The 23,421-nt window shown below is 73.4% G+C and carries 21 protein-coding genes; 10 read left to right on the top strand and 11 right to left on the bottom strand.

The genetic code is table 11. The annotated features are described in order from the left end of the window. Positions 1 to 95: 95 nt before the first annotated feature. From lnt to ACZ3II_RS31195, 4 genes are all read left to right on the top strand, one after another. The gene (gene lnt / locus ACZ3II_RS31210) at positions 96 to 1,700 is read left to right on the top strand and encodes an apolipoprotein N-acyltransferase (RefSeq protein ID WP_465522076.1); all 1,605 of its coding nucleotides are present in this window, start codon (positions 96 to 98) and stop codon (positions 1,698 to 1,700) included. Then, the gene (locus tag ACZ3II_RS31205) at positions 1,697 to 2,485 is read left to right on the top strand and encodes a polyprenol monophosphomannose synthase (protein WP_465521960.1); all 789 of its coding nucleotides are present in this window, start codon (positions 1,697 to 1,699) and stop codon (positions 2,483 to 2,485) included. The genes lnt and ACZ3II_RS31205 overlap by 4 nt, the downstream gene beginning before the upstream one ends. A gap of 62 nt (positions 2,486 to 2,547) precedes the next feature. Beyond that, positions 2,548 to 3,057: an FxsA family protein gene (locus ACZ3II_RS31200; RefSeq protein WP_465521958.1), complete on the top strand. Its 510-nt coding sequence runs from the start codon at positions 2,548 to 2,550 to the stop codon at positions 3,055 to 3,057. 361 nt (positions 3,058 to 3,418) lie between these two features. After that, positions 3,419 to 3,796, top strand: a complete 378-nt coding sequence (locus tag ACZ3II_RS31195; protein ID WP_465521956.1) for a VOC family protein — start codon at positions 3,419 to 3,421, stop codon at positions 3,794 to 3,796. Positions 3,797 to 3,981: 185 nt separating this feature from the next. Here the strand turns inward: ACZ3II_RS31195 and ACZ3II_RS31190 are convergent, their stop codons facing one another. Further along, entirely contained in the window at positions 3,982 to 4,320 is a 339-nt protein-coding gene (locus ACZ3II_RS31190) for an RNA polymerase-binding protein RbpA (protein ID WP_465521954.1), read from the bottom strand. 391 nt (positions 4,321 to 4,711) lie between these two features. Between ACZ3II_RS31190 and ACZ3II_RS31185 the strand changes: the two genes are divergently transcribed. After that, positions 4,712 to 5,803, top strand: coding sequence for a gamma-glutamylcyclotransferase family protein (locus ACZ3II_RS31185; RefSeq protein WP_465521952.1), 1,092 nt, complete (start codon positions 4,712 to 4,714; stop codon positions 5,801 to 5,803). Between the two features lie 129 nt (positions 5,804 to 5,932). On the opposite strand, the gene ACZ3II_RS31180 is transcribed toward ACZ3II_RS31185, so the two are convergent. Both ACZ3II_RS31180 and ACZ3II_RS31175 read right to left on the bottom strand, forming a co-directional pair. Then, complete coding sequence (locus tag ACZ3II_RS31180; protein WP_465521950.1) at positions 5,933 to 7,066, bottom strand: coiled-coil domain-containing protein; 1,134 nt, start codon at positions 7,064 to 7,066, stop codon at positions 5,933 to 5,935. Positions 7,067 to 7,238: 172 nt separating this feature from the next. Further along, positions 7,239 to 8,105: a hypothetical protein gene (locus ACZ3II_RS31175; protein ID WP_465521948.1), complete on the bottom strand. Its 867-nt coding sequence runs from the start codon at positions 8,103 to 8,105 to the stop codon at positions 7,239 to 7,241. A 266-nt stretch (positions 8,106 to 8,371) separates the two neighbouring features. Between ACZ3II_RS31175 and ACZ3II_RS31170 the strand changes: the two genes are divergently transcribed. Continuing rightward, the gene (locus tag ACZ3II_RS31170) at positions 8,372 to 9,190 is read left to right on the top strand and encodes a hypothetical protein (protein ID WP_465521946.1); all 819 of its coding nucleotides are present in this window, start codon (positions 8,372 to 8,374) and stop codon (positions 9,188 to 9,190) included. Between the two features lie 9 nt (positions 9,191 to 9,199). Further along, positions 9,200 to 10,003: an SDR family oxidoreductase gene (locus ACZ3II_RS31165; protein WP_465521944.1), complete on the top strand. Its 804-nt coding sequence runs from the start codon at positions 9,200 to 9,202 to the stop codon at positions 10,001 to 10,003. On the opposite strand, the gene ACZ3II_RS31160 is transcribed toward ACZ3II_RS31165, so the two are convergent. After that, the gene (locus tag ACZ3II_RS31160) at positions 9,993 to 10,427 is read right to left on the bottom strand and encodes a DoxX family protein (protein ID WP_465521942.1); all 435 of its coding nucleotides are present in this window, start codon (positions 10,425 to 10,427) and stop codon (positions 9,993 to 9,995) included. The two genes, ACZ3II_RS31165 and ACZ3II_RS31160, sit on opposite strands and share 11 nt — an antisense overlap. Before the next feature lie 57 nt (positions 10,428 to 10,484). On the opposite strand from ACZ3II_RS31160, the gene ACZ3II_RS31155 reads away from it, so the two are divergent. Beyond that, positions 10,485 to 11,087, top strand: a complete 603-nt coding sequence (locus ACZ3II_RS31155) for a TetR/AcrR family transcriptional regulator (RefSeq protein ID WP_465521940.1) — start codon at positions 10,485 to 10,487, stop codon at positions 11,085 to 11,087. A gap of 6 nt (positions 11,088 to 11,093) precedes the next feature. Here ACZ3II_RS31155 and ACZ3II_RS31150 read toward each other — a convergent pair whose 3' ends face one another. Further along, positions 11,094 to 11,603 carry an RNA polymerase sigma factor gene (locus ACZ3II_RS31150; protein ID WP_465521938.1) on the bottom strand — a complete coding sequence of 170 codons (510 nt, stop codon included), beginning with the start codon at positions 11,601 to 11,603 and terminating at the stop codon, positions 11,094 to 11,096. Continuing rightward, positions 11,600 to 12,211, bottom strand: coding sequence for a hypothetical protein (locus ACZ3II_RS31145; RefSeq protein ID WP_465521936.1), 612 nt, complete (start codon positions 12,209 to 12,211; stop codon positions 11,600 to 11,602). Before ACZ3II_RS31145 ends, ACZ3II_RS31150 begins: the two co-directional genes overlap by 4 nt. A 48-nt stretch (positions 12,212 to 12,259) precedes the next feature. Between ACZ3II_RS31145 and ACZ3II_RS31140 the strand changes: the two genes are divergently transcribed. Further along, positions 12,260 to 12,805 carry a hypothetical protein gene (locus ACZ3II_RS31140; protein WP_465521934.1) on the top strand — a complete coding sequence of 182 codons (546 nt, stop codon included), beginning with the start codon at positions 12,260 to 12,262 and terminating at the stop codon, positions 12,803 to 12,805. A gap of 326 nt (positions 12,806 to 13,131) precedes the next feature. Next, on the top strand, positions 13,132 to 13,701 hold the full coding sequence (locus ACZ3II_RS31135; RefSeq protein WP_465521932.1) for a hypothetical protein: 570 nt from the start codon (positions 13,132 to 13,134) through the stop codon (positions 13,699 to 13,701). Between the two features lie 29 nt (positions 13,702 to 13,730). On the opposite strand, the gene ACZ3II_RS31130 is transcribed toward ACZ3II_RS31135, so the two are convergent. From ACZ3II_RS31130 to ACZ3II_RS31110, 5 genes are all read right to left on the bottom strand, one after another. After that, positions 13,731 to 15,782 carry a sensor histidine kinase gene (locus ACZ3II_RS31130; RefSeq protein WP_465521930.1) on the bottom strand — a complete coding sequence of 684 codons (2,052 nt, stop codon included), beginning with the start codon at positions 15,780 to 15,782 and terminating at the stop codon, positions 13,731 to 13,733. A 195-nt stretch (positions 15,783 to 15,977) separates the two neighbouring features. Further along, entirely contained in the window at positions 15,978 to 18,674 is a 2,697-nt protein-coding gene (locus ACZ3II_RS31125; protein ID WP_465521928.1) for an NACHT domain-containing protein, read from the bottom strand. Next, on the bottom strand, positions 18,671 to 21,799 hold the full coding sequence (locus ACZ3II_RS31120) for an FtsX-like permease family protein (protein WP_465521926.1): 3,129 nt from the start codon (positions 21,797 to 21,799) through the stop codon (positions 18,671 to 18,673). Before ACZ3II_RS31120 ends, ACZ3II_RS31125 begins: the two co-directional genes overlap by 4 nt. After that, positions 21,796 to 22,473 carry an ABC transporter ATP-binding protein gene (locus ACZ3II_RS31115; protein ID WP_465521924.1) on the bottom strand — a complete coding sequence of 226 codons (678 nt, stop codon included), beginning with the start codon at positions 22,471 to 22,473 and terminating at the stop codon, positions 21,796 to 21,798. The genes ACZ3II_RS31120 and ACZ3II_RS31115 overlap by 4 nt, the downstream gene beginning before the upstream one ends. Beyond that, positions 22,470 to 23,345 (bottom strand): ABC transporter ATP-binding protein, encoded by an 876-nt coding sequence (locus ACZ3II_RS31110; protein WP_465521922.1) that lies wholly within the window; start codon positions 23,343 to 23,345, stop codon positions 22,470 to 22,472. The genes ACZ3II_RS31115 and ACZ3II_RS31110 overlap by 4 nt, the downstream gene beginning before the upstream one ends. Positions 23,346 to 23,421 lie beyond the last annotated feature (76 nt).

Genomic DNA, 23,421 nt, shown 5'->3' with positions numbered 1-23,421 from the left:
GGAACCGGCAGGAGCACCCGGAGGGGCGTGGTCGAACCGTGACCGCGCCCCTCCGTCGTCGCAGGTCGCAGGGGGGTAGCCTGCCACGCGTGGAAATGACACTGCCCCCGCCCGAGCTGGCCGAACCGGCCGCCGGCCGTGCCGCGCCGGGCCGCCCGCCGCGGCTGCCGGCCGCCGCGGCGCTCGCCGTCGCCGCCGGTCTGGCGCTGCTGCTGGCCCAGCCGCCGTTCGACCTGTGGGTGCTGGCGCCGATCGGGATCGCCCTGCTCGCCGTCGCCGTGCACCGGCGCCGGCTGCGGGCCGGGTTCGGGCTCGGCATGCTCGCCGGCGCGGTGTATTTCTTCCCCCTGCTGTGGTGGACCACCATCGCCGGTGACTGGCTGCCCTGGGTGCTGCTGTCGCTGCTGCAGTCGGTGTACATCGGCTTCGCCGGCCTGGCCGGGGCGTGGCTGTCGCCGCTGGCCGACCGGTTCTGGGCGCTGTGGCCGCTGCTGACCGGTTTGATCTGGACCACGCAGGAGTTCCTGCGCGACCGCACCCCGTTCGGTGGCTTCCCGTGGGGGCGGATCGCGTTCAGCCAGGGCGACGCGGCCACGCTGCGGCTGGCCGCCTACGGCGGGGCCCCGCTGGTCACGTTCGCCGTCGCGGTCGCCGGCGGCGCCTGGGCCGTGCTGTACTGGCGCCGGGAGCGGTCGTGGCGCCCCGTGGCCCTGTCGGTCGCCGGGGTGCTGCTGCTGGTCGGGCCGTCCCTGCTGCCACTGACCGCCGCGAGCGGCCCCACCGCCACCGTCGCCATCGTGCAGGGCAACGTGCCCCGCCTGGGCCTGGACTTCAACGCCCAGCGCCGGGCCGTGCTCGACAATCACGTCAGCGCCACCCTGCAGCTGGCCGCCGACGTCGCCGCCGGCAAGCAGCCGCAGCCCGCCCTGGTGGTGTGGCCGGAGAACTCCAGCGACATCGACCCGCTGCGCAACGACGACGCCGCCGAGCTGATCCAGAAGGCCGCCGACACGATCAAGGCGCCGATCCTGGTCGGGACCCTGCAGCGCACCGACGTGCCGCGCAACAACTACAACGTCGGCCTGCTGTGGAACCCCGGCACCGGCCCCGACCGCTCCCAGCAGTACGCCAAACGCCACCCGGTGCCGTTCGCCGAGTACATGCCGCTGCGCTCGATCGCCCGGCACGTCAGCGACAAGGTCGACCTGGTCGCCAACATGCTCGCCGGCGACAAGCCCGGCGTGATCGACACCGGCGCCGTCACCGTCGGCGACGTGATCTGTTTCGAGGTCGCCTACGACGGGCTCGTCCGTGACGTCGTCGACGGCGGCGCCCAGATCCTCACCGTGCAGACCAACAACGCCACCTTCAACGAGGCCGAGGCCCGCCAGCAGCTGGCGATGGTGCGGCTGCGGGCCGTCGAGCACGGCAAGGAGGCGTTGATGGTGTCCACCGTGGGAGTGTCCGGGTTCGTGGACAGTGCAGGCGCTGTGTACGGTTCGACCGGGTTCAACACGGCTGCGGTGGTGGTGCGCAACATGAACCTGAGCGGACCGCGTACGCTGGCGACTCGTTCGGGCATCGGGCCCGAGGCGGTGATCGTCGCTGTCACGATCGTCGCCCTCGTCGGCGTGCTGCCCCTGCGCCGCCGGCGGGCAACCAGTGCCAGGGACGTCGTGAAGGTTTCGGAGGAACGGTGAGCGAGGCGCAAGGCTACCCGGGAGTGGGACGGGTCCTCGTGATCATCCCGACCTACAACGAGGCGGACAACGTCCGGCTGATCACCGAACGGACCCGCGCCGCCGTGCCGTCGGTGGACATCCTGATCGCCGACGACAACTCGCCCGACGGCACCGGCGCGATCGCCGACGAGATCGCCGAGGCCGACGACCACGTCTTCGTCATGCACCGGGCCGGCAAGGAGGGCCTCGGCGAGGCCTACAAGGCCGGTTTCCAGTGGGCCAAGGACAAGGGCTACGACGCGGTCGTCGAGATGGACGCCGACGGCTCGCACGCCCCCGAGGAGCTGCACCGGCTGCTCGACGCGCTCGCCGACCACGACGCGGTCATCGGCACCCGCTACATCCCCGGCGGCAGCGTGCACAACTGGCCGATGCGGCGGCTGGTGCTGTCACGCGGCGGCAACCTGTACATCCGGATGGCGCTGGGCATGCCGTTCCGGGACGCGACCGCCGGCTACCGGGCCTACCGCATCGCCCTGCTCGACAAGATCGACGTCTCGACGATCGCCTCCACCGGCTACTCCTTCCAGGTCGAGATGACCTGGCGGTCCTACAAGCAGGGCTTCCGGATGGTCGAGGTGCCGATCACGTTCACCGAACGCGAAATCGGCGTCAGCAAGATGAGCGGCAACATCTTCAAGGAACAACTGCTCAGGGTGACCCTGTGGGGTGTCCAGGCCCGCAAGGACAGCCTGCTCGGCCTGCTCAACCGCAAACCTCGGCAGGGCAACTCCTGGCCGTGAGGTGTCATATTGGGAGGAGCCCGTTGTGAGACGGGCTCGTGACACCCCCGGAGGATCTTGCGATGCGCCGTAGCAGGCTGGCCTATCTCCCGATCGTGTTCCCGCTGCTGGCCCTGGCGGAGTTCGCGGTCTTCGTGTCGGTGGCCCACGCCATCGGCTTCGGCTTCGCGCTGCTGGCCCTCGCCGCCTGCAGCGTCATCGGCATCGCCCTGCTGCGCCGCGAGGGCATCCGCGGCTGGCGCGCCTTCCAGGAGGCGGCCCGCGCCGGCCGCCCGCCCGGCGCCGAGGTCAGCAACTCGCTGATCGGCCTCGGTGGCGCGCTGCTGCTGGCCCTGCCCGGTTTCGTCACCGGTGCCGCCGGCCTGCTGCTGCTCCTGCCGCCCGGCCGGGTGCTGGCCCGCCGCGGCGTCGAGCGTGTCGCCGAGCGCAGCCTCGGCGGCGCCGCCACCGGCGACCTGTTCGGCCCCCGCCGGGTCCGCGTCCACCAGGACGACCCGGTCACCGTCGTGGTCGTCGACGAGCAGCAGCCCCGCCCACCGGCCGCCGCCATCGAGGGCGAGATCGTCCGCTGACTTCGGGCGCCGTCACCCGGTCCTGCCGTTCTCGCCGTCCTGCCGTCGGGGCTCGGGTTCGCATTCTCCATCTCTTGGCCGGGTCAGCCGTGTCCTCGGCGATCGTGGGTGCTTCTCTCGCCGGGGCCGACCGTCTCCCGAGATTGTGGGTGCTGCGCGCCGGTGCCCCCTGCGCAAGATCGGAAAGGCTCGCGATCTTGCGCAGGGGGCACCGGATTTCCGGATCCCGACGCACATGGTCCAGCGTGCTACCGATCTTGAGCGTCCTCCTCCGGCACTCACCCCCCAAGATCGCGGGACGGCACGCCGTCCCGCGTCGGTGACCTGGGCGCGAACGGTGGTGTTCGGTAGGCTCGGCGGCGTGGAACGGGCACTGTTCGACGAGATGTTTCCCATCCTGAGCACGCCGGATCTAGGCCGTTCTCTGGGCTTCTACCGGGATCTGGCCGGCGGTGAGGTCTTCTATCAGTTCCCGCCCGAGGGCGAGCCCGTCTACGTCAGCGTCCGGATCGGCGGCTCGCAGCTCGGCATCGGCCAGCAGGATCGAGCCGGTGACCTGGCGAACGACCGGATCTCCCTGTGGTTCTACACCGGCGACTGCGACGCCGCCGTGCAGCGTCTGCGCGACGGCGGTACCCCGGTGCTCGAGGAACCGGCGGACCAGCCCTGGGGCGAGCGCATGGCCACCGTCACCGACCCTGACGGCAACCACGTCATCATCGCCTCCCGCGCTCCGTGACCCTCTGGGTGGCGCGTTTCGGTGGTGCGGATAGCGGCCGAACTCCACACGCTGGTGGGCCGGGGCTGCGGGCTTGGGGTGTGGATTTGGGGTGCGGATAGCGGCTGAACTCCACACGCGGGTGGGCGGGCATGCGGAAAAGGCCGCCCCGGGCGGGACGGCCTTCTCGTGGCTCGCGTGAGTGACTAGCGGCCGCGGCGGGTGCGAACCTCCTGCAGCCGCTCGTTGAGGATGTCCTCCAGCTCGGCGATCGAACGCCGCTCCAGGAGCATGTCCCAGTGGGTGCGCGGCGGCTTCGCCTTCTTCTGCTCCGGCTCGCTGCCGTCGACCAGACGGGCGACGCTGCCGTCGAACTTGCACTCCCAGGTGGTGGGCACCTCGGCGTCGACGGCGAACGGCACCTCGAACTGGTGACCCTTGACGCACATGTACTCACGGGTCTGCCGGGGCGCAAGCTCGGTGTTACGGTCGGACTCGTAGCTGACTGCGCCAAGACGGCTGCCGCGCAGCATGCGTTCGCCCATGATCGGCTTTCCCCTCGCTCGTGGTGCTGCTCTCGTTGGTGTAACGAAAGGGACGGCCGCCGGATTCCTCCGCCGGGCCCCCAGCGCCACCAAGTCTGTCCGCACCGCCGATGTCGGCGGTGTTAACGCTATGAGCGTAACCGGCCACTCACCCCAGCTCGCAAACCGAACCGGCGTCCGAGTGGACCTTGGTCCACTTTATGGTTCTTTGACGCTTGTACGGGCGGTGCGATGTCGGTCACTCGTTCAGATTCACCCGTAATTCACGAAACCGTCGGTCACCCGCCGGTGCGCATACCGTAGTGATCGGTTACCCCGGACGCCACTGAAGCATTCCGCACCATCGGCGGGGCCATCGGCGAACGTGACAATTTTCACCAGGTCCGAGGCGGTGCGGAACACGATGACCGGCGAGGTACGGCCCGGGCAGCCGGCGACGGATTTCGGCGTCGACCCGTACCCCGGACGCCGCCCTGACGGATCCTGGGTGGTCGACCGGCAGGGACGGTGCTGGCCGGTCCGCCCGGACGAGAGCCGCCCCAGCGGCTGGACCGTCGTGCTGGCGGCGACCGAGCAGTTGTGCCTCGACGACTGGCTGGCCGGGCAGGACGCGACCCGGATCGCCGGGCGGATCCCGCTGCTCAGTTACGGCTCCAACGCCTGCCCCGGCAAGATCGTGAAGAACGGCACGTCGCTGCCGGCCGTCAACCTGGCCTGCGAGATCGAGGGCCTGGCCGCCGTCTGGTGCACCGGTCTCACCAGGGCCGGCCGTCTCCCGGCCACCCTGGCGGCGGCGCCCTGCCACGTCGAGACGGCAGTGGTGACCCTGGCCGATCCGGCCGAACTGGACCGCCTCGACATGATCGAGGGCCGGTCCGCCCGCTGGTACACGCTGCAACTGCTGCACACCGGCCGGGTCACCCTGGAGAACGGCGCCCGGGTGCTGCGCCCCGCCGCCTACGTCGGTGGCCGGCCCGAACGCCGGCCGGCCCTGCTGCACGGCCGTCCCGTCCCGCTGACCGGCACCGGCTATGCCGCCGCCGCGCCGCTGTGCGCCCTGTTCACCGCCGGGACGCCCGAGCCGGTCGGTGACGAGGTGCCCGGCGGTACCCACCCGCATCCCGGCGAATGCGCGCCCGCCGTGTTCGCCTACGGCACCCTGATGCCCGGCCACCGCCGCGCCCACCTGCTCACCCCGCATCTCGCCGCCGAGCCGTGGGCCGCGACGGCGTACGGCGACCTGCGCGACACCGGCTCCGGCTATCCGGCCCTGAACGCCGCCGCCGACCGCAAGGCCCCCGGCATGCTGTGCCTGCTGCGCCCGGAGACGGCCGGTGCGGTCCTGGCCGTGCTGGACGAGGTCGAAGGAACCGCGACCGGCCTCTACAGCCGGCAGCTGCGCGCCATCGACGGCACCCTCAGCTGGGTGTACATGGCCGACGGCTGCGCCGGCATCGGCGTACCCATCGACGCCTGGCGGTGACGGGACCGGGCGGATACGCGAGAATGCGGATCTCCCTCGGAGGTCCGTCAGGACCGATGGGTAGCAGACCGGCGGCACGGCATCCGCGGAGGCCGTGCCGCCCGGGCCACCCACGGCCGCGGGTGGCGGTCAGCTGTTGCCGGACGCGGTGGGCTGAGTGGGCGCCGGGGCGGCCGGGCGGGCCGCGCCGAGCGACGCCAGCGCCGCCGCCAGGTCGCTGACCTGCGAGGTGAGCTGGGCGGCACGGTTGTGGGCGGCGTCGGCGTCGGCGCGGGCGGACGCGAGGCGGCGTTCCAGATCGGCCTGCTCCCGCGCGGCGCGCTCCGCCGACCTCTCCAGATCTTCGGTGGTACGCCGTAAACCGTCCCGCTCGGCCACCACCACCGCCAGCGCCTCCTGCGCCGACCGCACCTCCGCGGCGGCCCGGCGCGCCTGCCCGGCCGCCTCGTCCCGGTCCCGCTCGGCGGCCTCGGCGCGCTGCCGGTCCCGGACGGCCTCGCCGGTGAGCCGCTCGTTCTCCGCGCGGGCGGCGGCCAGCTCCTGCTTGGCATTGGTGAGCGCCTGCTCTGCCGTACCCCGGAAGTCCGTGAAGTCCGCAAGCGCCGTCTTCAGATCCCGCTCGGCGGTGTCGCGGTGGCCGCGGACCTCCTGCAACTCCCGCCGTGCCGTCGCGAGATCCGCGGCCGCCGTGTCGCGTTCGGACTCGGCGCGTTCCCGCAGCGCGGCCGCCGCCGTGGCCGCACGCACCGCCTCGTCCCGGGCCGCCGCCGCCTCCTGCGCCCGTCTCCCCGCCTCCTCGGCGTTGCGCTGCGCGTCCTGTGCCTGCTGGCGGGCCTCGTCGCGTTCGGCCGTCGCCGCCGCCGCGATCTGCTGCGCCGCCACCGCCGCCGTCGCCGCCTGCTCGGCGTCCCGGCGGGCGTCGTCACGTTCCGCGTGCGCGGCCGCGACCTGCCCCGACGTCTCCGCCCGCACCTCCGCGACCTGACGCTCCACCCCGGCCGGGCTCATCTCCGAGTGCAGCGCCTCACTGAGCGAACCCACCAGCTGATCGAGCCGGTCCACGACCTCCCAGGTCCGCGCCACCTGCCCGGCCAGCCCCGGCGACGACCGGTGCCGCATCCGCACGTTGCGGGAGGCACGCTGACACTCGCCGTCGTTGTCCCGGCAGTAGCGGAACGGCCGGCCGGCGGACGCGCGCTGCGGCACGGGGCGCCCGCAGTGGGCGCAGGGACGGGTCTCGGTTTCGGAATCCTGCGCAGTCATAGCGTCCCCACCCTAGGCCCGCGGCGCCCCAGGTCCCAGCAGCGACACCGCAAGATCCGGTCATCTCGGGAAGACCGTGACACTCCTCCAGAGCAGCCCGATGCCGGACCTTCTGGCCCAGAACCCGCTCCAGCGGCGGGTGGATCGGAGTCAGGGGTGCCGGCCTCGCTGGTCAGCGAGTGGGGTGAGGCTCGACGGTGGCCGGCCGGAACGGGTGGAAGCCGCGGGCGGACGGGGCCGGCCGGTCGGGGGCGTCGGCGGGCAGGTTCCGGGCCAGGCCGGCGGCATGGTCCAGGGCGGTGGCCAGCTCGAGGTGGAGGCTGTCGCGGGCGACGGCGGACCGGTCGGCGTCGTGGCGGGCGGCCTGTTCGGCGGCGACGGCCTGCCGGAAGAGATGGTGGCGGACCGCGGCGATCGCCCGGTGCAGCACCAGCTCCTGGTCGACCGGGTGCAGCCGGGGATTCCAGCCGCCGTCGCCGGAGGCCAGATCGGTGAGCACGGTGGCGGGCAGGTCGCCACGGTCGACGGCGGCGGCCACCGCACGATGCAGGAAACGGTCCCGGGCGGCGAATTCGGCGGCGGTACGGCGACTGCGAGGCGAACGGAACGCGGCCGCGGCACGGGTCCGGTCCAGGCGCTCCTCCGCGTCCCGCCACGCCTGCCAGGCGTCGTCGGTGTGCTCCTCGGCCCGCCGGCGCGACTCCTGCCAGCGGTCCGCCGCCTCGGCCGCCCGCAGGGTGGCCACCCGTACCTCGTCGGCGTAACGCTGCGCGTCGGCAGCCGCGGCCAGACGCCGGGCGCGCTCCTCCCGGTGCCGGCGCACCACGGGAACCCGCCCCAGCCACCGGGCCGTCCGGCGGACCGCCGTCAGCAAGCGACCGGGAATGGGCAGGAAAACCAGCCACACCCAGCCGACCGTCCGGTGGCCTGTGGTCAGGAGGAGAGTGGGGAGGGGCAGGAGAGCCCGCCACAGCCGGTGAGCGGCCCGGCGGCCTGCGGTCAGTGAAAGAGCGAGAGCCGTCAGCAGGAGAGCGGACACGCGTGACACCGCCGCCGGGACGCCGGCCAGGCGGGCACGGGAAGGGGGTGGGGTGCTCACGCTGATGGGGACCTCACTCGGCAGTTTTCCGGCGGGAGCCCGGCGACGGCTTCGACGGTACCGGCCGGGAGGCGGTCCGCCACCGTGATGTGCGCGGCATCTTCGCACGTCACCCGGGGTGCGGGCGGGTGGTTGCGGCCGGGACGGGGCGTTCGTCCCGGTACCTCTCTGACAAGATCAGGGGCTTCGGGACGGGGGATCGGCTGATGGGTATCGACTACAGCTACGAGATCTATGTGCACCGGCGCGACGCGGGGCGGCTGCTGCGGGCGGTGGCGGGGATCAGCGCGCTGCGGGTCACGGAACGGACCACCGTGGTCCTGCCGGGCGGGGAGCGGGTGGTGCTGCCCGGGAACTACGGGTTCGCCGACGGGCGCGACGTGGACCTGGCCGAGGCGATCGGGGCGGACAGGCGGGAGTTCGGCCTGGTGCTGAGTTTTCCGGAGGACGAGCCGCTCCGGGAGAACCGGGCGGCGGAACGGGGCGGCTGGCCGGAGGCGCGACGTTTCCAGCCGCATCTGCCCCGCCAATGGCCGGACTCGCGGGAGCGGCGGCCGGACGGCGGGCCGCACATCACGATGGGGCTCATCTACCTGAGCGTTCGTGACGTGTCGCAGCGGCTGCCCGATCACCTGGTGTTCGGTTTCACCCCGGCGACGTCCGGCCAGAGCAGGCTGTTCCTGCGGTCGCCGTCGATCCGGGCGACGTTCGCGGACCTGGCGGCCGGGGCCGGGGCTGTGTTGTGCCTGTTCGACGGGGAGGTCGGCGACCGGATCATCGTGACGGCGGGGGAGCGCCGGGTGCCGGGGACGTGCCTGCTGTGGCGGGGGCCGGCGCCGCACCCGGACGGCCTGGCCGAGCTGTCGGCGCTGCTGGACGGCAGGCCCGTGGACGAGCCGGGCTGGATCCTCGGGCCCGGGCACCCGGAGTTCCCGGCGTTCGTCCGTGACCTCGCCGAGGGTTCGCGGGTGCCGCCGGAGGCGTGGTACGGGGCGGGTGCTTCCCCCGTACCGGAGAAGAACTAAGGTCTTGCCGTGGAACGGACCGTGCTGGTGACCGGGGCCTCGTCGGGGATCGGGAAAGCGACGGCGGCGGCACTCGCCGCGCGGGGGTACCGCGTGCTGGGGACCAGCCGCGACCCGGCGGCGCTGCGTGCGGACCAGCGGGCCGCCGGCGTCGAGTACGTGCCCCTCGACCTCGGCGACGACGCGTCGATCGAACGGCTCGCGCCGCTGCTCGCCGGAGTGGACGTGCTGGTCAACAACGCCGGGGAGAGCCAGTCGGGGCCGCTGGAGGAGCTGCCGGGCGAGGCGCTGCGGCGGATCTTCCAGGTGAACGTGCTCGGGGCGGTCCGGCTCACGCAGCTGGCGCTGGCGGGGATGCGGGAGCGGCGGTACGGCAGGGTGGTGATGGTCGGGTCGATGCTGGCGTCGTTCCCGCTCGCCTACCGGTCGTCCTATGTGGCGTCGAAAGCGGCGATCAAGGGGTTCAGCAACGGGGCACGGCACGAGCTGACGCCGTACGGGGTGTGGCTGACCACCGTCGAACCGGGCTCGATCGCGACCGGGATCAGTGAGCGGCGGACGAAGTACATCGGCGAGGATTCCCCGTACGCCGCCGATTTCACCACGATGCTCACGGCGCTGAACCGCAACGAGCGGGCCGGGATCACCGCGGAGAAGGTGGCGGCGACGATCGTGACGGCGATCGAGGCGAAACGGCCGAAGGCGCGGTACGCGGTGGGCAGCAACGCGCCGTTCGTGTTCGCGCTGCGCCGGCTGCTGCCCGGCGGCGTCGTCGAGAAGGTCGTCCACCGCAGGCACGACCTCAGCCGCTGATCCGCTCCCGCCGCCGCTGGAGCAGGCCGCGGACGGCGCCGATCGCGCCGGTCGCGCCGAGCGCCCACAGCACCAGCACCGGCTGGAAGAACAGCCGCCCGAACCGTTTGGCGTCGGTGTCGAGACCGAAGCCGTCCTTGTGCTCCAGCCACTGGGCGATGTTCCCCGGGAAGATCACCACGAAGAACGTCGCGGCGGCCGCGCCGACCAGGCCGCGCGCCGGCTGCTTCCACACCGTCAGCAGCGCCGCGCCCAGGCTGATCTCCACGACGCCGGAGGCCAGCACGACGACGTCGTGATCGATCGGGAACCACTCCGGCACCTGCGCCAGGAACTCCTGGCGCGCCACGGTCAGATGGGTGATTCCGGCGAACGCGAGGGTACCGCCGAGCAGTGCCTGTCCCACGGCTTTCACGATTCTCATGGGCGGCATCATAACTGATGACATCATCAGTTTCAGGGGTCGCCTAAACTGGCGGCCATGACCGTCGGACGACTCGATCGGCGCAAGGCGCAGACCCGCGCCGCGCTCCTCGACGCCGCCCGGACCCTGCTGACCAGCCGGGACCCGGCCGGCGTGAGCATCCAGGAGATCACCGACGCGGCCGATGTCGGGTTCGGCAGCTTCTACAACCACTTCCCGTCGAAACAGGAGCTGTTCGACCTGGCGGTCGCGGCCGCCGCCGAGGAGCACCGGGACACGGTGCGGCAGGCCACGGCCGGGCTCACCGACCCGGCCGAGGTGCTGACCGTGGCGGTGCGGCTCACCGCCCGGCTGCCCCGCACCGACCCCGGCCTGGCGCAGATCATCGACCGGGTCGGGCTGCGCTATCCCAGCGCCTACACGATCGGCGACCTGCGGCACGCGCACGCCGTCGGGCGGCTCTGCTTCGACGACGCCGAGGTGGCGCACGCGTGCGTCGGCGGGGCGGTGCTCGGCGTGCTGCGCCGCAGCCTCGGCCTCGACGACCCGTTCGGGGTCGACGAGGCCGCCGACCACCTCGCGTTCAGCCTGCTGCGCATGTTCGGCCTGGTCGACGGCGACGCCCGCAAGGTCGTCGCCCGCCCGCTGCCCGGCGTCTGAGCGAGGTCAGCGGCGTGCCGCTGCGTCCCGTTCCCCGGCCATGATCTCGCGCAGCCGGGCGCGGGCGCGTTCCAGGCGCTTGCGGGCGGTGGCCGGCGGGATGCCGAGGACGGCGGCCGCCTGCGCCGGGGTCAGGTCCTCCCACGCGATCAGGGTCAGCAGCTCACGGTCGTCGGCGCTGAGCTGATCGAGGGCGGCACGGACCCGGTCGGCGGTGTCGCCGGCCGGAATCGCCGGCGGGCGCAGAGCCAGGCGCAGCCGGTGCGCGAGACGGTGCCGGCGGACCGCGGTGCGGCGGTGGTTGGCCAGCGTCAGGCGGGCGGTGCCGAGCAGCCAGGCGCGGGTCCCGTCCGGATCGGCGGGCACCTCGGGCAGCCGCCGCCAGGCGACCACGAACACCTCGGCCATCAGGTCGGCGGCGTCCTGCGGCGGATCGGTACGCCGGGACAGGTACCCCAGGACGGCCCGGCCGTGCGCCCGCATGATCGCGGTGAACCGGTCCGCGGCCGTGCTCACCGGACCTCGCCGAGAGGCAGGCCGGCGCAGTTGGCGGCGAGTTCGGTGGCGACCGGGGCCCGGTCGCCACGGTCGGCGGCCTCGGCGACCCGGCGCAGGTTGCCGACCACCCCGCCGCCGTCGGTGGCGCGCAGCGGGCCCGCCTCGACGGCCCGGTGCAGGGCGGCCCGGGCCTGCGCGGCGCCGTCCGCGTCGCCCGCGGTGTGCCGGCGGTCCCAGGCGGTCAGCCAGGCGCACACCCCGTAGTGGGCGGCGGAACTCGCCACGGCGGTGTCCGAGATCGACACCGGGTTGTCGCGGCCCTGGCCGGTGAGCAGGGCGACGTAGGCGGCGCGGTCGGTGCCGGGCGGCAACTCCAGGCGGGCCACGTGATCGGCGGCGGCCCGCGCGAAGTCGCCGGAGTCCGAGTCGTGCCAGACCGCGTATCCGGCGGCCGCGGTGGCCAGCACGGCGGCCACGGCCAGCGGCGCGACCACGAGCCGGGACGGGCGCGGGCGGGTGATCCCGGACGCCAGCCGGTCCAGCACGTCGTCCAGGTCCGGGGTGGGGTCCGGGCGGGGCGCGGTGGCCCGTACCCAAGCGTCCAGATCTTCGTCGTTGATGGTCATGCCCTTCGAATGTCCGGCAGGGGGCACCGGCGTGACAGGTTGTCAGGCATGACTGCGATTGTGGGGCTGACACGCGGCGGATCGGTCTTCATCGGCGGCGACAGCGCCGGATTGTCCGGGTTGAGCCTGTCGGTGCGCGCCGACACGAAGGTGTTCCGCAACGGCGGATACCTGTTCGGTTTCACCAGCTCGTTCCGGATGGGGCAGCTGATCCGCTACGCGCTGAGCCTGCCGGAGCCCGACGGCGACCTGGACCGGTTCATGGTCACCACGTTCGTCGACGCGCTGCGGGACTGCCTCAAGAGCGGCGGGTGGGCGCGCAAGGAGGAGGAGCAGGAGCTGGGCGGCACCTTCCTGGTGGGGGTACGTGGCCGGCTGTTCACCGTCTACGACGACTATCAGGTCGCCCAGGCCGCCGACGGGTACGCCGCCGTCGGCTGCGGGGATCAGGTGGCGCTCGGCGCCCTGTACGCCACGTCCGGGCACGGGATGCGGCCCCGCGCCCGGATCGGGCTCGCGCTCGGTGCGGCGGAACGGTACAGCGCCGGTGTCCGGGGACCGTTCACCTGCCTGCGGCTCCGCCCCCGGAACTAGAGACCCGGCTTGCCGGTGCCCGCGCCGGTTCGACGTCACCTTGTGCATGCCGGTCAGCGAGATCACCCCGGACACCTTGATGATCCGTGCGCCGCTCGCCTGCAACGCGCTGTCCGGCAGCACCGGCCAGCCGACGATCGCCGCCGGCACGGCCACCACCGCTGCCAGGGCGATCAGCCAGCGCTTACCGGGTTTCTTCGCACTCACGAGCGGGCCCTTTCGCTGCGGGGATGGGCGGGGGCGCCCGAGGGGTGGATGCGCCCGGCGAACCCCGACAACGTTCTTCGTACGGGTCCCGCGTGGCACGGCCCTGCGATGATCAACGGGTGGTGGCGCAGAGAGTGTGGGGACCGTTCGCGGACGAGGCCACGTTCGGTGTGGACGGGGTGACCCTGGCCTGGCCGGAGGGTTCGGCCGAGGGGCGGTATGCCGGGACCGTGATCCCGTGGTCGCTGGTCCGGGACGCCGACCCGGAGAGTTTCCCGCCGGAGCTGCGGCTCACCGACGGGCGGACCGTGTTCATCGGCCGGGACCTGCCGTTCGCGCAGGCGCTCGCCGGCGCAGGGGTGCCGGTCCGGGAGCGTCCCGACGCGTGGGCGGATCTGCTGGAGCCGTTCCTCGACACCGCGTACGACGACGACACCCGGATCCGCTGCGAGACCCGGTTGCGGGGCTGGGGATTCACCGCCGAGGAGATCGGCGGGATCCGGGAGCGGGTCGGTCCGCGGATGCTGGCGCTGACCGAGCTGACCTGGGAGTGGAGCGGGTACGGGCACGCCGACCTGCTGATGGCTACCAGCCAGGAACCGGCCGGCAGCTATCTCGCCTTCCGTGCCTGGGCCGACGCCATCGCGGCCAGGCCCGACAGCTCTTCATCGGGCGAGAGCATTCAGTAAGCCGGGACTCTTCAGCGGGCCGGGACCTTTCAGCGGGCCGGGACCGGGAGCTCGGCAGCGGCGGTGACCATCGGCGGGCCCGGCGTGCACGGCAGCGACAACACGAACGTCGCGCCGTGCGGCTGGGTGGGCTGGTAGGCGATCGTCGCGCCGGACGCCTGAGCCAGCCGGGCAACCAGGTACAGGCCCAGACCAGTGCCGGGCTTCGTGGTCGCGACGCCGGTCTCGGCGCGGGTGAACCGCTCGAACAGGTGCGGGATGAACGCCGCCGGCACGCCTTCGCCGCGGTCGCTGACCCGGATCACGGCACGGTCCCGGTCGTGGCTGACAGTGACCTGGACCGGTGGCGCACCGTACTTCAGGGCGTTCGTCAGCAGATTTCCCAGCAGCAGGTGCAGGTGAACCGGGTCGGCGAAGGCCACGACCTGGTCCGGGGCCGTCACCGTGATCGCCTGCGGATCGGCGCCCTGCGCGGCGACGGCCTCCCGGACCGCGTGCGTGACGTCCAGCCGGGCCGGCCGCGCCGACAGCGCCCCGGCGTCCAGCTGCGCCAGCGTGAGGATCTCCGAGACCAGCTGGTCGGCGCGGTGCCCGGCGCTGGTCATCCGGGACACGTAGTGGCGCCGCTCGTCGTCGGGCATCGCCGGCCAGTCGTCGAGCAGCAGCTCACCGGCGGAGACGATGGTGGTGAGCGGCTGGCGTACGTCGTGACTCAGCATCGCCATGAAATCGGCCATTTGCTCGTTCGCGTGTTCCAGGCGTTCCGCGTGCCGGGCCAGTTCGGCGGCGGCGGTCCGGCGCTCGTTCTCCAGGGCGTGGCGCTCGGTCATGTCGATGACCTGGGTCGCGACGTACTGCGGGCGGTCCTCCTCGTCGCGCAGCACACTCGCGGTCACCGTGGCCTCGACGGTCCGGCCGTCGGCGTGCACGTAGCGTTTGTCGAAATCGAACCCGTCGATCCGGCCGCTGCGGCAGTCCTGGATGTTGCGCAGGGACTGCTCGAGGTCCTCGGCGTGGGTGAGGTCGGCGACGTTGCGGCCGATCAGATCGTCCTCGGTACGGCCCAGGATGTGACACAGCGTGGGATTGACCCGGATCAGGCGGCCGTCCAGGTCCGCCAGCGACATGCCGATCCGGGAGTTGTCGAAGACCTTGCGCAGCCGCATCTCGCTGGAACGCAGCTCACGGCGGTTGCGGCGGGCCCGGCCGGCGGCGGCGACCACCAGCAGGCCGACCAGCGCGGCGGTGACGAGAGCGGCCCGGCCGGCGGCGCGGCTGCCGGACGTGGAGGCGAACAGCACCTCCTCGGTGACCGCCGCGGACAGCCGCCACGGTGTGCCGGCGATGGTCCGGGACGTGTAACGCCACGACTCGCCGTCCTCGTGGTAACTGCCCTTGTCGGCACGGGCCAGCGCGGCGGACAGTGCGGTCTCCTCGGTGCCGAGCTGGCTGACACCCTGCGGGTGGGCGTGGTTGGCGGCGACGATCGAGTCCGCGGTGTCGACCAGGTGCACCTTCACCCCGGACAGCGGGATGGCGGTGACCAGGTAGGACGAGAGCGGACTGTCCCGCACGTCCACGGCGCCGGAGAAGACCCGCAAGCCGTACGGGGTGTCGAACGGCACCGCGAACCCGACCACCGGCATGCCCCGCGCCGCCGACGGCACCACCGGCGACACGGCGGGCCGGCCTTCGGTGACGGCGGTGTGCAGATGCGAGTACCGGTCGCTGATCACCTGGCCGAGCAGCGCCGGGTTCTGCGGCAGGATCTGGAGCAGCCGGCCCTCGGCGTCGAGCAGGACCGCCGCCGGGTACCCGAATCCGCCGACCGAGCGGGTGAAGTCGCGGGCGGCCACCGTCTCGTCGGTGAGGAACGCCGAGGCCTGGGTACGCTGCCGGTTGATCAGATCACCGACGATGGCGGTGACGAAGTCGGCGGCGAGCCCGACCCGCAGGTGGTACCGCTGGACGACGGCGTTGCGGGTGGCCCGCTCGACGCCCATCAGGATCGCGGCTCCGGTGCAGGTGAGCACCAGCCACACCGCGAGCGGCGCGGCCAGGAAACGCCATCCCGTCCGCATATTTCTGACTATGTCACGCTTCGGCGCGCCCGGGGGAAGGCTTTCGCGCGCCCAAGCGCAGGATCGCACCCACCGCCTGCGCCACCGGGCGAGGCCGCCTGTCCGCAGGAGTCCGTTCACCGGTCTGCGCCATCGGGCGAGGGGCTGCCAACCCGCCGACCCGCGGGATTCCGTTCGCCGGTCCGCGGCGCCGGATCATGAGCCGCCGACCCGCAGCACCTCGCTCAGCCGCTTACGGCGTCGTGCCGAGGCCTCTGCCGTGACCACCACCGGCACCATGGCCAGGAACGACACGCCGACCAGGGCGATCGCCCACCATGGCAGGACCAGGACCGGGTCGTCGGGCTGGCCGGTGAGCAGGCGCAACCCCAGCGGGCCCAGAGTGACCCGCGCGACCAACGCCCCCAGCAACGGGCCGCCGACAGCGGCGATCAGCGCCAGCGGCATCATCTCGGCCATGGCCACCCGCCGGGCCTCACGGGTCCGGAGACCGAGCGTGCGCAGCCGGCTCAACGTCTGCCATCGCTCCGGCGCCCCGGCCGCCGCGCCCAGAGCGAACCCGGTCAAGCCCAGCGCCAGGATCGTCCCCGCCACGGCCCAGGAGAGCCGGATCAGGCCGGTCACCAGTGCGGCATCGCGCCGGCCGGCCTCCAGCGAGGACCGCAGCGTGACCCGGCCCTCGTTCCCGAGGGCCGACGCCGCGGCGACCGCCCCGGGCCCGGTCACCCAGATCGTGTCCGGCTCGACGGCGTACCCCACGGCGGTCATCGCCGCCGAGTCCACCAGCACGACGTCCTCGGCCCCGTCCACGGGCGGCGCGATGCCGGCCGCGCGAAGGGTGAGCGGCGAAGCCCCGTCCCGGGATAGCTTCAGCGCGTCGCCGGTCCGCACATGCCCCGCCGCCGACCGGACCAGCGCCGGAACATCGGCCCCCACCGCCGTGAGTGCCGGCAGGCCGGGGAGGGGCGTGTCCGCGAGCAGCTTCCGGTAGGCGGCGCTGTCCACGATCACGAGCCGCGCCGGCCGGGACGTGTCCCCGACCACGATCGGCGCCCCGTCCTGGATCTGAGCGGCCACCGCGTGGCGTACCCCCTCCGCTGCGGCAAGCCGCTTCACCAGCTCCGGCGCCTTGGCGGCGTCGTCGGAGGCGAACTCCACCCGGGCGTCCGCCCCCACGCTGCGCCAGGCCCCGTCGGTCAGCCCCTGATCCGCCGTCGAGGTGATGGTCAGCGCGAACGACGCCAACCCGGCCGCGCTGACCAGTGCCAGCACCGGCAGCGCGCGCCCGGCGGACACCGCTGCCCGGGCCGCCCCGAACACCGCGAGCGGACGGGAGGACCGCAACGCCTGCCGCAGCGTCAACCCCGTGACCAGCGGCAGCAGCCGCAGCAACACGATCGCCCCGGTCAGTGCTCCCAACGCCGGAGCGGCGGCCGGCAGCAGTACGGTCCCGCCCGCCGACGGCAGCACCCCGTGCTGCCGGAGCAGCACGAATGCGACGGCAGCCGCCGCGAGCACCGCCACTTCGAGGGTCAGCCGCCGCAGCGCGGCGGTCCGTTCCCCGAGCCGCCGGGCACTGCGGTTCGCGGGCACCCGGCGGTCCCGGGTGGCCCGGAAGGCCGCCACCACGGCGAACGCCGGCCCGGCGAACACCGCCGCCAGCCCGACCGGCACCAGCCACGCCCACGCCACCCCGCCGGCCACCAACAGCGCGAGGCCCACACCGGCGGCCGTCGCCACCAGCGTGAGCAGCACCGACTCGAGCAGCAGCTCGGACCCGAGCGCGATCAGCCCGGCCCCACGCCGGCGGGCGACGGCGAGCGCCGCCCCACGCCGGGCCACCAGCAGCTGCGCCGCCAGGAGCAGGACCAGCACGGCGACCATCGTCAGCGCCGTGAGCAGCACGGACGCCTGAGCGGTGGCCGCGTCGATCTGCTTCTGGACGTCCCGGAGAACGGCGTCCAGCCGGGTCGACCACTGCGATTCGAGTGACCGGTCCCCGGACCGCACGGACGATGCCTTCAGCGCCACCACCGCGGACACGATCCGGTTCGCCGAGTCCAGCGTGAGCAGGCTCGGATCCGGGCTGAACCGCACGATCCGCGGCATCTCCTCCTGACCGAACGCGAGCCGCGCGTCCGGCAGCGAGTCCGCCGAGAGGAGCCCGCCGAACCGGGTGATCCCCGCCCCGTCCTTGCCGGGGATCGGCTGCAGCAGCCAGGGCGCCGCCCGCCACTCCCGGGCGGTGGCGTCGACCGGGCGGAACACCCCGCTGATCCGTACGTCCTTGGCGCGGCGGTTGACGTCCTCGACCGGAAGCCGATCGCCGGCCCGAACCCCCAGCTGCGCCGCGGTGGCCTCGGACACGCCGACCTGCACCGGCCACGGCGGCGCGTTGAACGGCACCTCGAGGTCGGTCTCCTCGGAGGTGGCCCGTGGCGCGGCGCCGGAGATCCAGGTGACCGCGGGACCGTTCGGCCCGGACAGATAGTTGATCCGGAAGCTGCGGGGCTCGTTGCCGTTGACGATCTTCAGGTACGGGCTGTCGGTGAACCCGATCGGCGGCAGCAGCACCGAGGTCATCGGCCCGAGCCGTTCCAGCGCACGATCACGCAGCTCGTCGAGGGCCTCCGCGGAACGCGGGGAGCGCAGCCGCCCGCCGAGCGCCCCGTCGTCCCACTCCCAGCGCGCTTCCACCTGCACGTCGGCGTCGTCGCCGGCCTGCCGCACGGCCTCCTGAACGGCCCGGTCGGCGGTGGTCCGGACCATCACCGGCACGGACCCGGCCAGCATCGTCACCACGACGACGACCAGGGCCGACAGCAGCAGCGGCCCGGCGTCGGCCCGGGCCCGCCCGCGGATGCTCGGCCAGTGCACGGCAGGCCCGATCATGACACCACCCTCAGCTGGGCCGCGCCGGCACGGCGGGCCTGGACGGTGGCCACCACGCCGGCCGCGAGCGTGCACCCGGCCACCAGCAGGGCGATCAGCAGCAGTTCGGCCGGCCAGGGCCAGGACGGGAGCACCGTGGGCACCGGTGTCGCACCGGTCTCCGAACGGATCAGCAGCGGCGCGACGAACACCGTCGCGAGGCCGCCGACCACGGTCCCGGCGAGCAGCAGCGGCAGCAGGATCGCCGCGTGCTGGCCGAGGAGGGTGGTGCGGATCTCTCGTCCGGTCATCCCGAGCCCACGCAGTCGTGCCACCTCCACCGCCCGGTCCCGCAGATCGTGCGTGACGTGCAGGATCACGCCGGCGAGCAGCAGCAGGACGGCGGCCGGGACGAGCAGTTTCAGCACGGCAGGCAGCCCGGCGTTCAGCGGCCCCGAGGTCAGCCGCTGGGTCTCCCCGGCGCGGGTGACGGCGGTGCCCAGGTGCAGTCCGGCCAGGTCGGTCCGCGCAGGTGAGCCCACCCACCAGGCGTCGGCCGGGTAGATCAGATCGCCGCGGGCGGTCAGCACCCGGGAGAGCGCGTCGATGTCGGCCAGCACCGTGGCGGCTCCCGGCGCGCCGGGAACGGTCGGTACGACACCGACGACCTCGACCGGCACCACACTGGTCCCGACCATGAGATCCAGCGGCGAGCCGGGGGCGACGCTCAGGCCGTCGGCCAGTTGCCGCGACACCACCACCGGCACCGCCGGCGGCACCGGGAACGCCGTCGTGACCAGCGTCAGCGCCTCGATCGGGGAACCGTTGAGCAGCGCCGTCCCGGTCATCCGGAGCCCGTTGCCGGCAGCGGTCAGGCCCGTGTCGGTGAGCTGGCCGGTGTTCTGTGCGGCGGCGGCCTTCCAGCCGCGCACGTCCCCGGCCGGCCCGGGCAGCCCGAGCGTGACGGCGACGTCGCTGCGCACGGCCCCGAGCAGGTAGCTGATGTCGTAGTCGATCGGCAGCGCGACGGCGACCAGCCGTGCCCCGGCGGTGCTCGCGCAGCCGGTGATCCGGTGCGGCTTGCCGTCCAGCGCGATCGGCGTGCCCACGCACAGCGAACGCAGCCCGGCCGTGTCCTGCATGAGCAGCTGCGGGGCGACGGTGAGCGGGACCGTCCCGCTCGCCGTGCCGGTCATGGTCAGTGTGGCGCCGGCCGGGACCGGGATGCCGCTGACCGGGCCGGGCGGAGCCAGCGCGCGGGTCACCGAGTCCCAGTCCTGGCCGGACGGCAGCCGCCCGCGCAGCAACGCGCCGGCGCGGGTGGTGTCGACGGCGATCAGGTGCGGGGTGTCGTTCGCGCCGCCGAACCACTGCCCGACGGCGACGTTGCGGTCGGTGGCCGGGCTGACCGCCTGTGCCCCGGTGGCCTGGGCGATCGTCGCGCCCTGCCCGGCGGCCGGGGGTGTGGTCAGGTTCAGCGCCAGGTCGGTGCCGACGGACAGGTCGGCCTGGTCGTGCTGGCTGCGGTCCCAGGTCGCGGCGAGCGCCGTCCCGAACGTGCCGGTCGCGGCGGCCAGGCAGATCAGCAGGCCGGCCGCGGCGGCCTGCGGGCGGCGTGCCGCCTCGAACATGGCCAGCGGCAGCGGCAGGCTGTCCGAACGACCGGCCAGGCGGTCGGCGAGCCGCAGCGCCGGTGGGACCAGGCGCAGGGCGAGCGCCGCTCCGGCGGCCAGGAGCAGGCCGGGCGCGAGGACCTGCAGCGGGTCCGCCTCGGTACGCTCGGCGTGCAGCTGCCACCAGCCGAGCGCGGCGAGCGCGACCAGCAGCAGGTCGGCGCCGGAACGGGCGAGCAGCTCACGGCGTCCCCGCGGCCCGTGCGGCGCCTCGGCGCGCAACGCGGTCACGGTCAGCACCACGGTCAGGACCAGGGCGCCCGCGAACACCGTGACGATCTGCGCCGGGGACACCAGCGGGCCCGTCGTCAGCCCGGCCCCGGACATCGGCGCGAGACGGCTCAGCGCCGCATGCAGCAGCGACGATCCCGGTACGGCGAGCGCCGCCGACCCCACCGTGATCAGCGCCGCTTCGAGAGCCGCGATGGCCGCCAGCTGAACCCGGCTGGTCCCCAGCGCCGACAGCAGCGCCGTCTCCCCGGAGCGCAGCCCGGCGGTGAGACGCCCCGCGAGGGCGAGCGCGGCCGCGGTCAGCACGGTCCCGAGCACGGCCACTGCCAGCACCGCGGCCTGCGTGACGTCCTGCCGGTCGCGGAACGTGCGCAGGGTGAACGGCAGGTCGGAGGCGACCCGGGTGAACTGGGTCCGCTCGCCGAGCGTGCCGGTCAGCCGGGCGTCCGCGTCCCGCACGTGCGCGCTCGCCACGTCGAGCCGGTCCGGGGTGGCGCTCGTCAGGTCGGGATGGGCGACGGCCTCCATCCGCAGCAGCGACGAGCCGCCGCCGAGCAGGTCGCGCAGGTCGACGAGGAACGGCCCGTACGTCGGGAAGGTCCGCAGCGACGAGCCGTCGTTGTGGTCCGGGTCGAAACCGGCGCCTTCGAGCTGGTCGCGATCCCAGCCGGCGCCGGGGGAGGGGCGGGCGATCCCGACCACGGTCAGGTCGACGGCCGGCGCCGGCGCCTCCGTGGACGTCTTCGCCGCCAGGCGCACCCGGCTGCCGACGCTCAGCCCGAGCAGCTTCGCGGTCGGTTCCAGCAGCACCGCCTCGTTGCGGCGCGGGTCCGTGCCGGCGCGCGGCCAGCGGCCGGCGAGCAGCGTGGCGCGGTCCGGCAGGTCCTCGACGCTGGACAGATAGGCCTTGGCCTCGTCGTCCCGCCCGGGCAGATCGCGCAACACCGACGCCGCGCGGACCGCGGTGCGTGCCGGGAACGGCTGCACGGCGGCGGTCACCACCGCCCGGGTCGCATCGGTGACCGCTCGCGCGTCCCGGCCGGCGATCGTCGAGGTGTACGCGGTGACCGCCACCCGGTCCGGTTCGGCCTGCCGCGCGGCGACCGCCAGGGCCACCGGGGCGCTCCGCGTGACCAGCAGCGCGCACACCCCGAGCAGGGTCGAGCCGAGCGTGACCACGGCCAGCAGCGCGGCGAGCACCGGCCACTGGGCGCGTGCCCGGCGCAACAGCAGGGGGATCACTCGTGCAACCGCCCGTCGCTGATCCGGATCACCCGGTCGGCGAGCGCCATCATCACCGGGTCGTGCGTGGAGACCAGCGCGGTCACGCCCTCCGACTCGACGACGCCGCGCAGCAGCGCCATCACCGAACGGCCGGTCTCCGCGTCGAGCTGGCCGGTCGGCTCGTCGGCGATCAGCAGCCGCGGCGAGGCGGCCAGGGCCCGGGCGATCGCGACGCGCTGCTGCTGGCCACCGGAGAGCTCGCTCGGGCGCTGTTCGGCGTGATCGGTGAGGCCGACCAGCTCGAGGAGCAGCCGTACCCGCTTCTCCCGGTCGGCGGCCGGCGTGCGCGCGAGCCGCAGGGGCGCGCCGACGTTCTCCGCGGCGGACAGCACCGGGATCAGGCCGAACGTCTGGAACACGTACGACACCTTGTCGCGCCGCAACTGCGACAGCCCGTCCTCGTCCAGGCCGGTGATGTCGTCGCCGTCCACCAGCACCGATCCCGCGTCGGCGCGGTCCAGCCCGCCGATCACGTTCAGCAGTGTCGTCTTCCCCGAGCCGGAACGGCCGACCAGCGCGACCATCGTGCCGGCCTCGATGTCGAAGGAGATGTCACGCAACGCGTGGACGGCGGTCGCTCCGGAGCCGAAGGTGCGCCCGATGCCTCGTACCGAGACGATGGGGTTCGTCATTGTCCGTTCCGATCGGGATGGATCTGCACGTGATCGGCCTCCAGAGTGAGCCGGACACGGTTGGTCAACGCGAGCGTGTCGCGGTATTCGCGGGGGATCTGCACACGCCCGGCCCGGTCCATGACGGCGTACTCCTCAGCGATCACATGGGTGTCGCCGTCCTCGTTGGTCGCGGTTCGCCGCAGCACCTCGCTGCTGGTCCGGCCGTCACGGATCGCCACGGTGCGCTCGACCTGGCCGCTCACCGCCGCGTCGTGGGTGACGACGACGACCGTCACGCCGTACCGCTGGTTGACGTCCCGCAGCGCCTCGAACACCTCCGACGAGGTGGTGGTGTCCAGTTCGCCGGTCGGCTCGTCGGCGAAGAGCACGTGCGGCTGGTTCGCCAGGGCGACCGCGATCGCGACGCGCTGCTGCTGGCCGCCCGACATCTGGTCCGGTCTCCGGTCGGCGCAGTCGGTGACCCCGAGAGCTTCGAGCAGTTCCTCCGTACGGCGTCTGCGCTCCTTCGCGGGTTTCCGCGCGGCCGTCATCGGCAGGTCGATGACCTGTCGCGACGTCAGATAGGGCACCAGATTGGCGGCGGTCTGCTGGCGCACGAAACCGACCGTCTGCCGCCGGTAGCGAACCCGGTCGGCGCGTGACATGGCGAGAAGATCCCACTGCTCGACCCGGGCCTTGCCGGCGGTCGGCGCGTCGATCCCGGCCAGGATCGACAGCAACGTCGACTTGCCGGACCCGGACGCGCCGACCACGGCGACCATCTCGCCCCGGTTGACCACCAGGTCCAGCCCCTGCAGCGCCTGTACCTCGATCGAGCCGGTCTGGTAGATGCGGACCAGGCTTTCGCAGACGATCAGTGCCTCGGACATCAATCCCCCGATCTTGGGCGTGCTTTCTATCACGCTGCCGCGAGGCCGAATGTCCCGGGTTCCCGGCCGTGCTCGC

It is taken from the genome of Actinoplanes sp. NPDC019969 (assembly GCF_055562375.1).
Note: the sequence above shows the minus strand (reverse complement) of the source record. Positions and strands in the feature narration are given on the sequence as shown.

Coding starts and splice junctions, on each gene's coding strand:
- ACZ3II_RS31125 (WP_465521928.1), bottom strand. CDS start 18,674: ATGATCGGGCCTGCCGTGCACTGGCCGAGCATCCGCGGGCGGGCCCGG.
- ACZ3II_RS31200 (WP_465521958.1), top strand. CDS start 2,548: ATGCGCCGTAGCAGGCTGGCCTATCTCCCGATCGTGTTCCCGCTGCTG.
- ACZ3II_RS31155 (WP_465521940.1), top strand. CDS start 10,485: ATGACCGTCGGACGACTCGATCGGCGCAAGGCGCAGACCCGCGCCGCG.
- ACZ3II_RS31190 (WP_465521954.1), bottom strand. CDS start 4,320: ATGGGCGAACGCATGCTGCGCGGCAGCCGTCTTGGCGCAGTCAGCTAC.
- ACZ3II_RS31145 (WP_465521936.1), bottom strand. CDS start 12,211: ATGACCATCAACGACGAAGATCTGGACGCTTGGGTACGGGCCACCGCG.
- ACZ3II_RS31160 (WP_465521942.1), bottom strand. CDS start 10,427: ATGAGAATCGTGAAAGCCGTGGGACAGGCACTGCTCGGCGGTACCCTC.
- lnt (WP_465522076.1), top strand. CDS start 96: ATGACACTGCCCCCGCCCGAGCTGGCCGAACCGGCCGCCGGCCGTGCC.
- ACZ3II_RS31115 (WP_465521924.1), bottom strand. CDS start 22,473: ATGACGAACCCCATCGTCTCGGTACGAGGCATCGGGCGCACCTTCGGC.
- ACZ3II_RS31180 (WP_465521950.1), bottom strand. CDS start 7,066: ATGACTGCGCAGGATTCCGAAACCGAGACCCGTCCCTGCGCCCACTGC.
- ACZ3II_RS31140 (WP_465521934.1), top strand. CDS start 12,260: ATGACTGCGATTGTGGGGCTGACACGCGGCGGATCGGTCTTCATCGGC.
- ACZ3II_RS31110 (WP_465521922.1), bottom strand. CDS start 23,345: ATGTCCGAGGCACTGATCGTCTGCGAAAGCCTGGTCCGCATCTACCAG.
- ACZ3II_RS31130 (WP_465521930.1), bottom strand. CDS start 15,782: ATGCGGACGGGATGGCGTTTCCTGGCCGCGCCGCTCGCGGTGTGGCTG.
- ACZ3II_RS31170 (WP_465521946.1), top strand. CDS start 8,372: ATGGGTATCGACTACAGCTACGAGATCTATGTGCACCGGCGCGACGCG.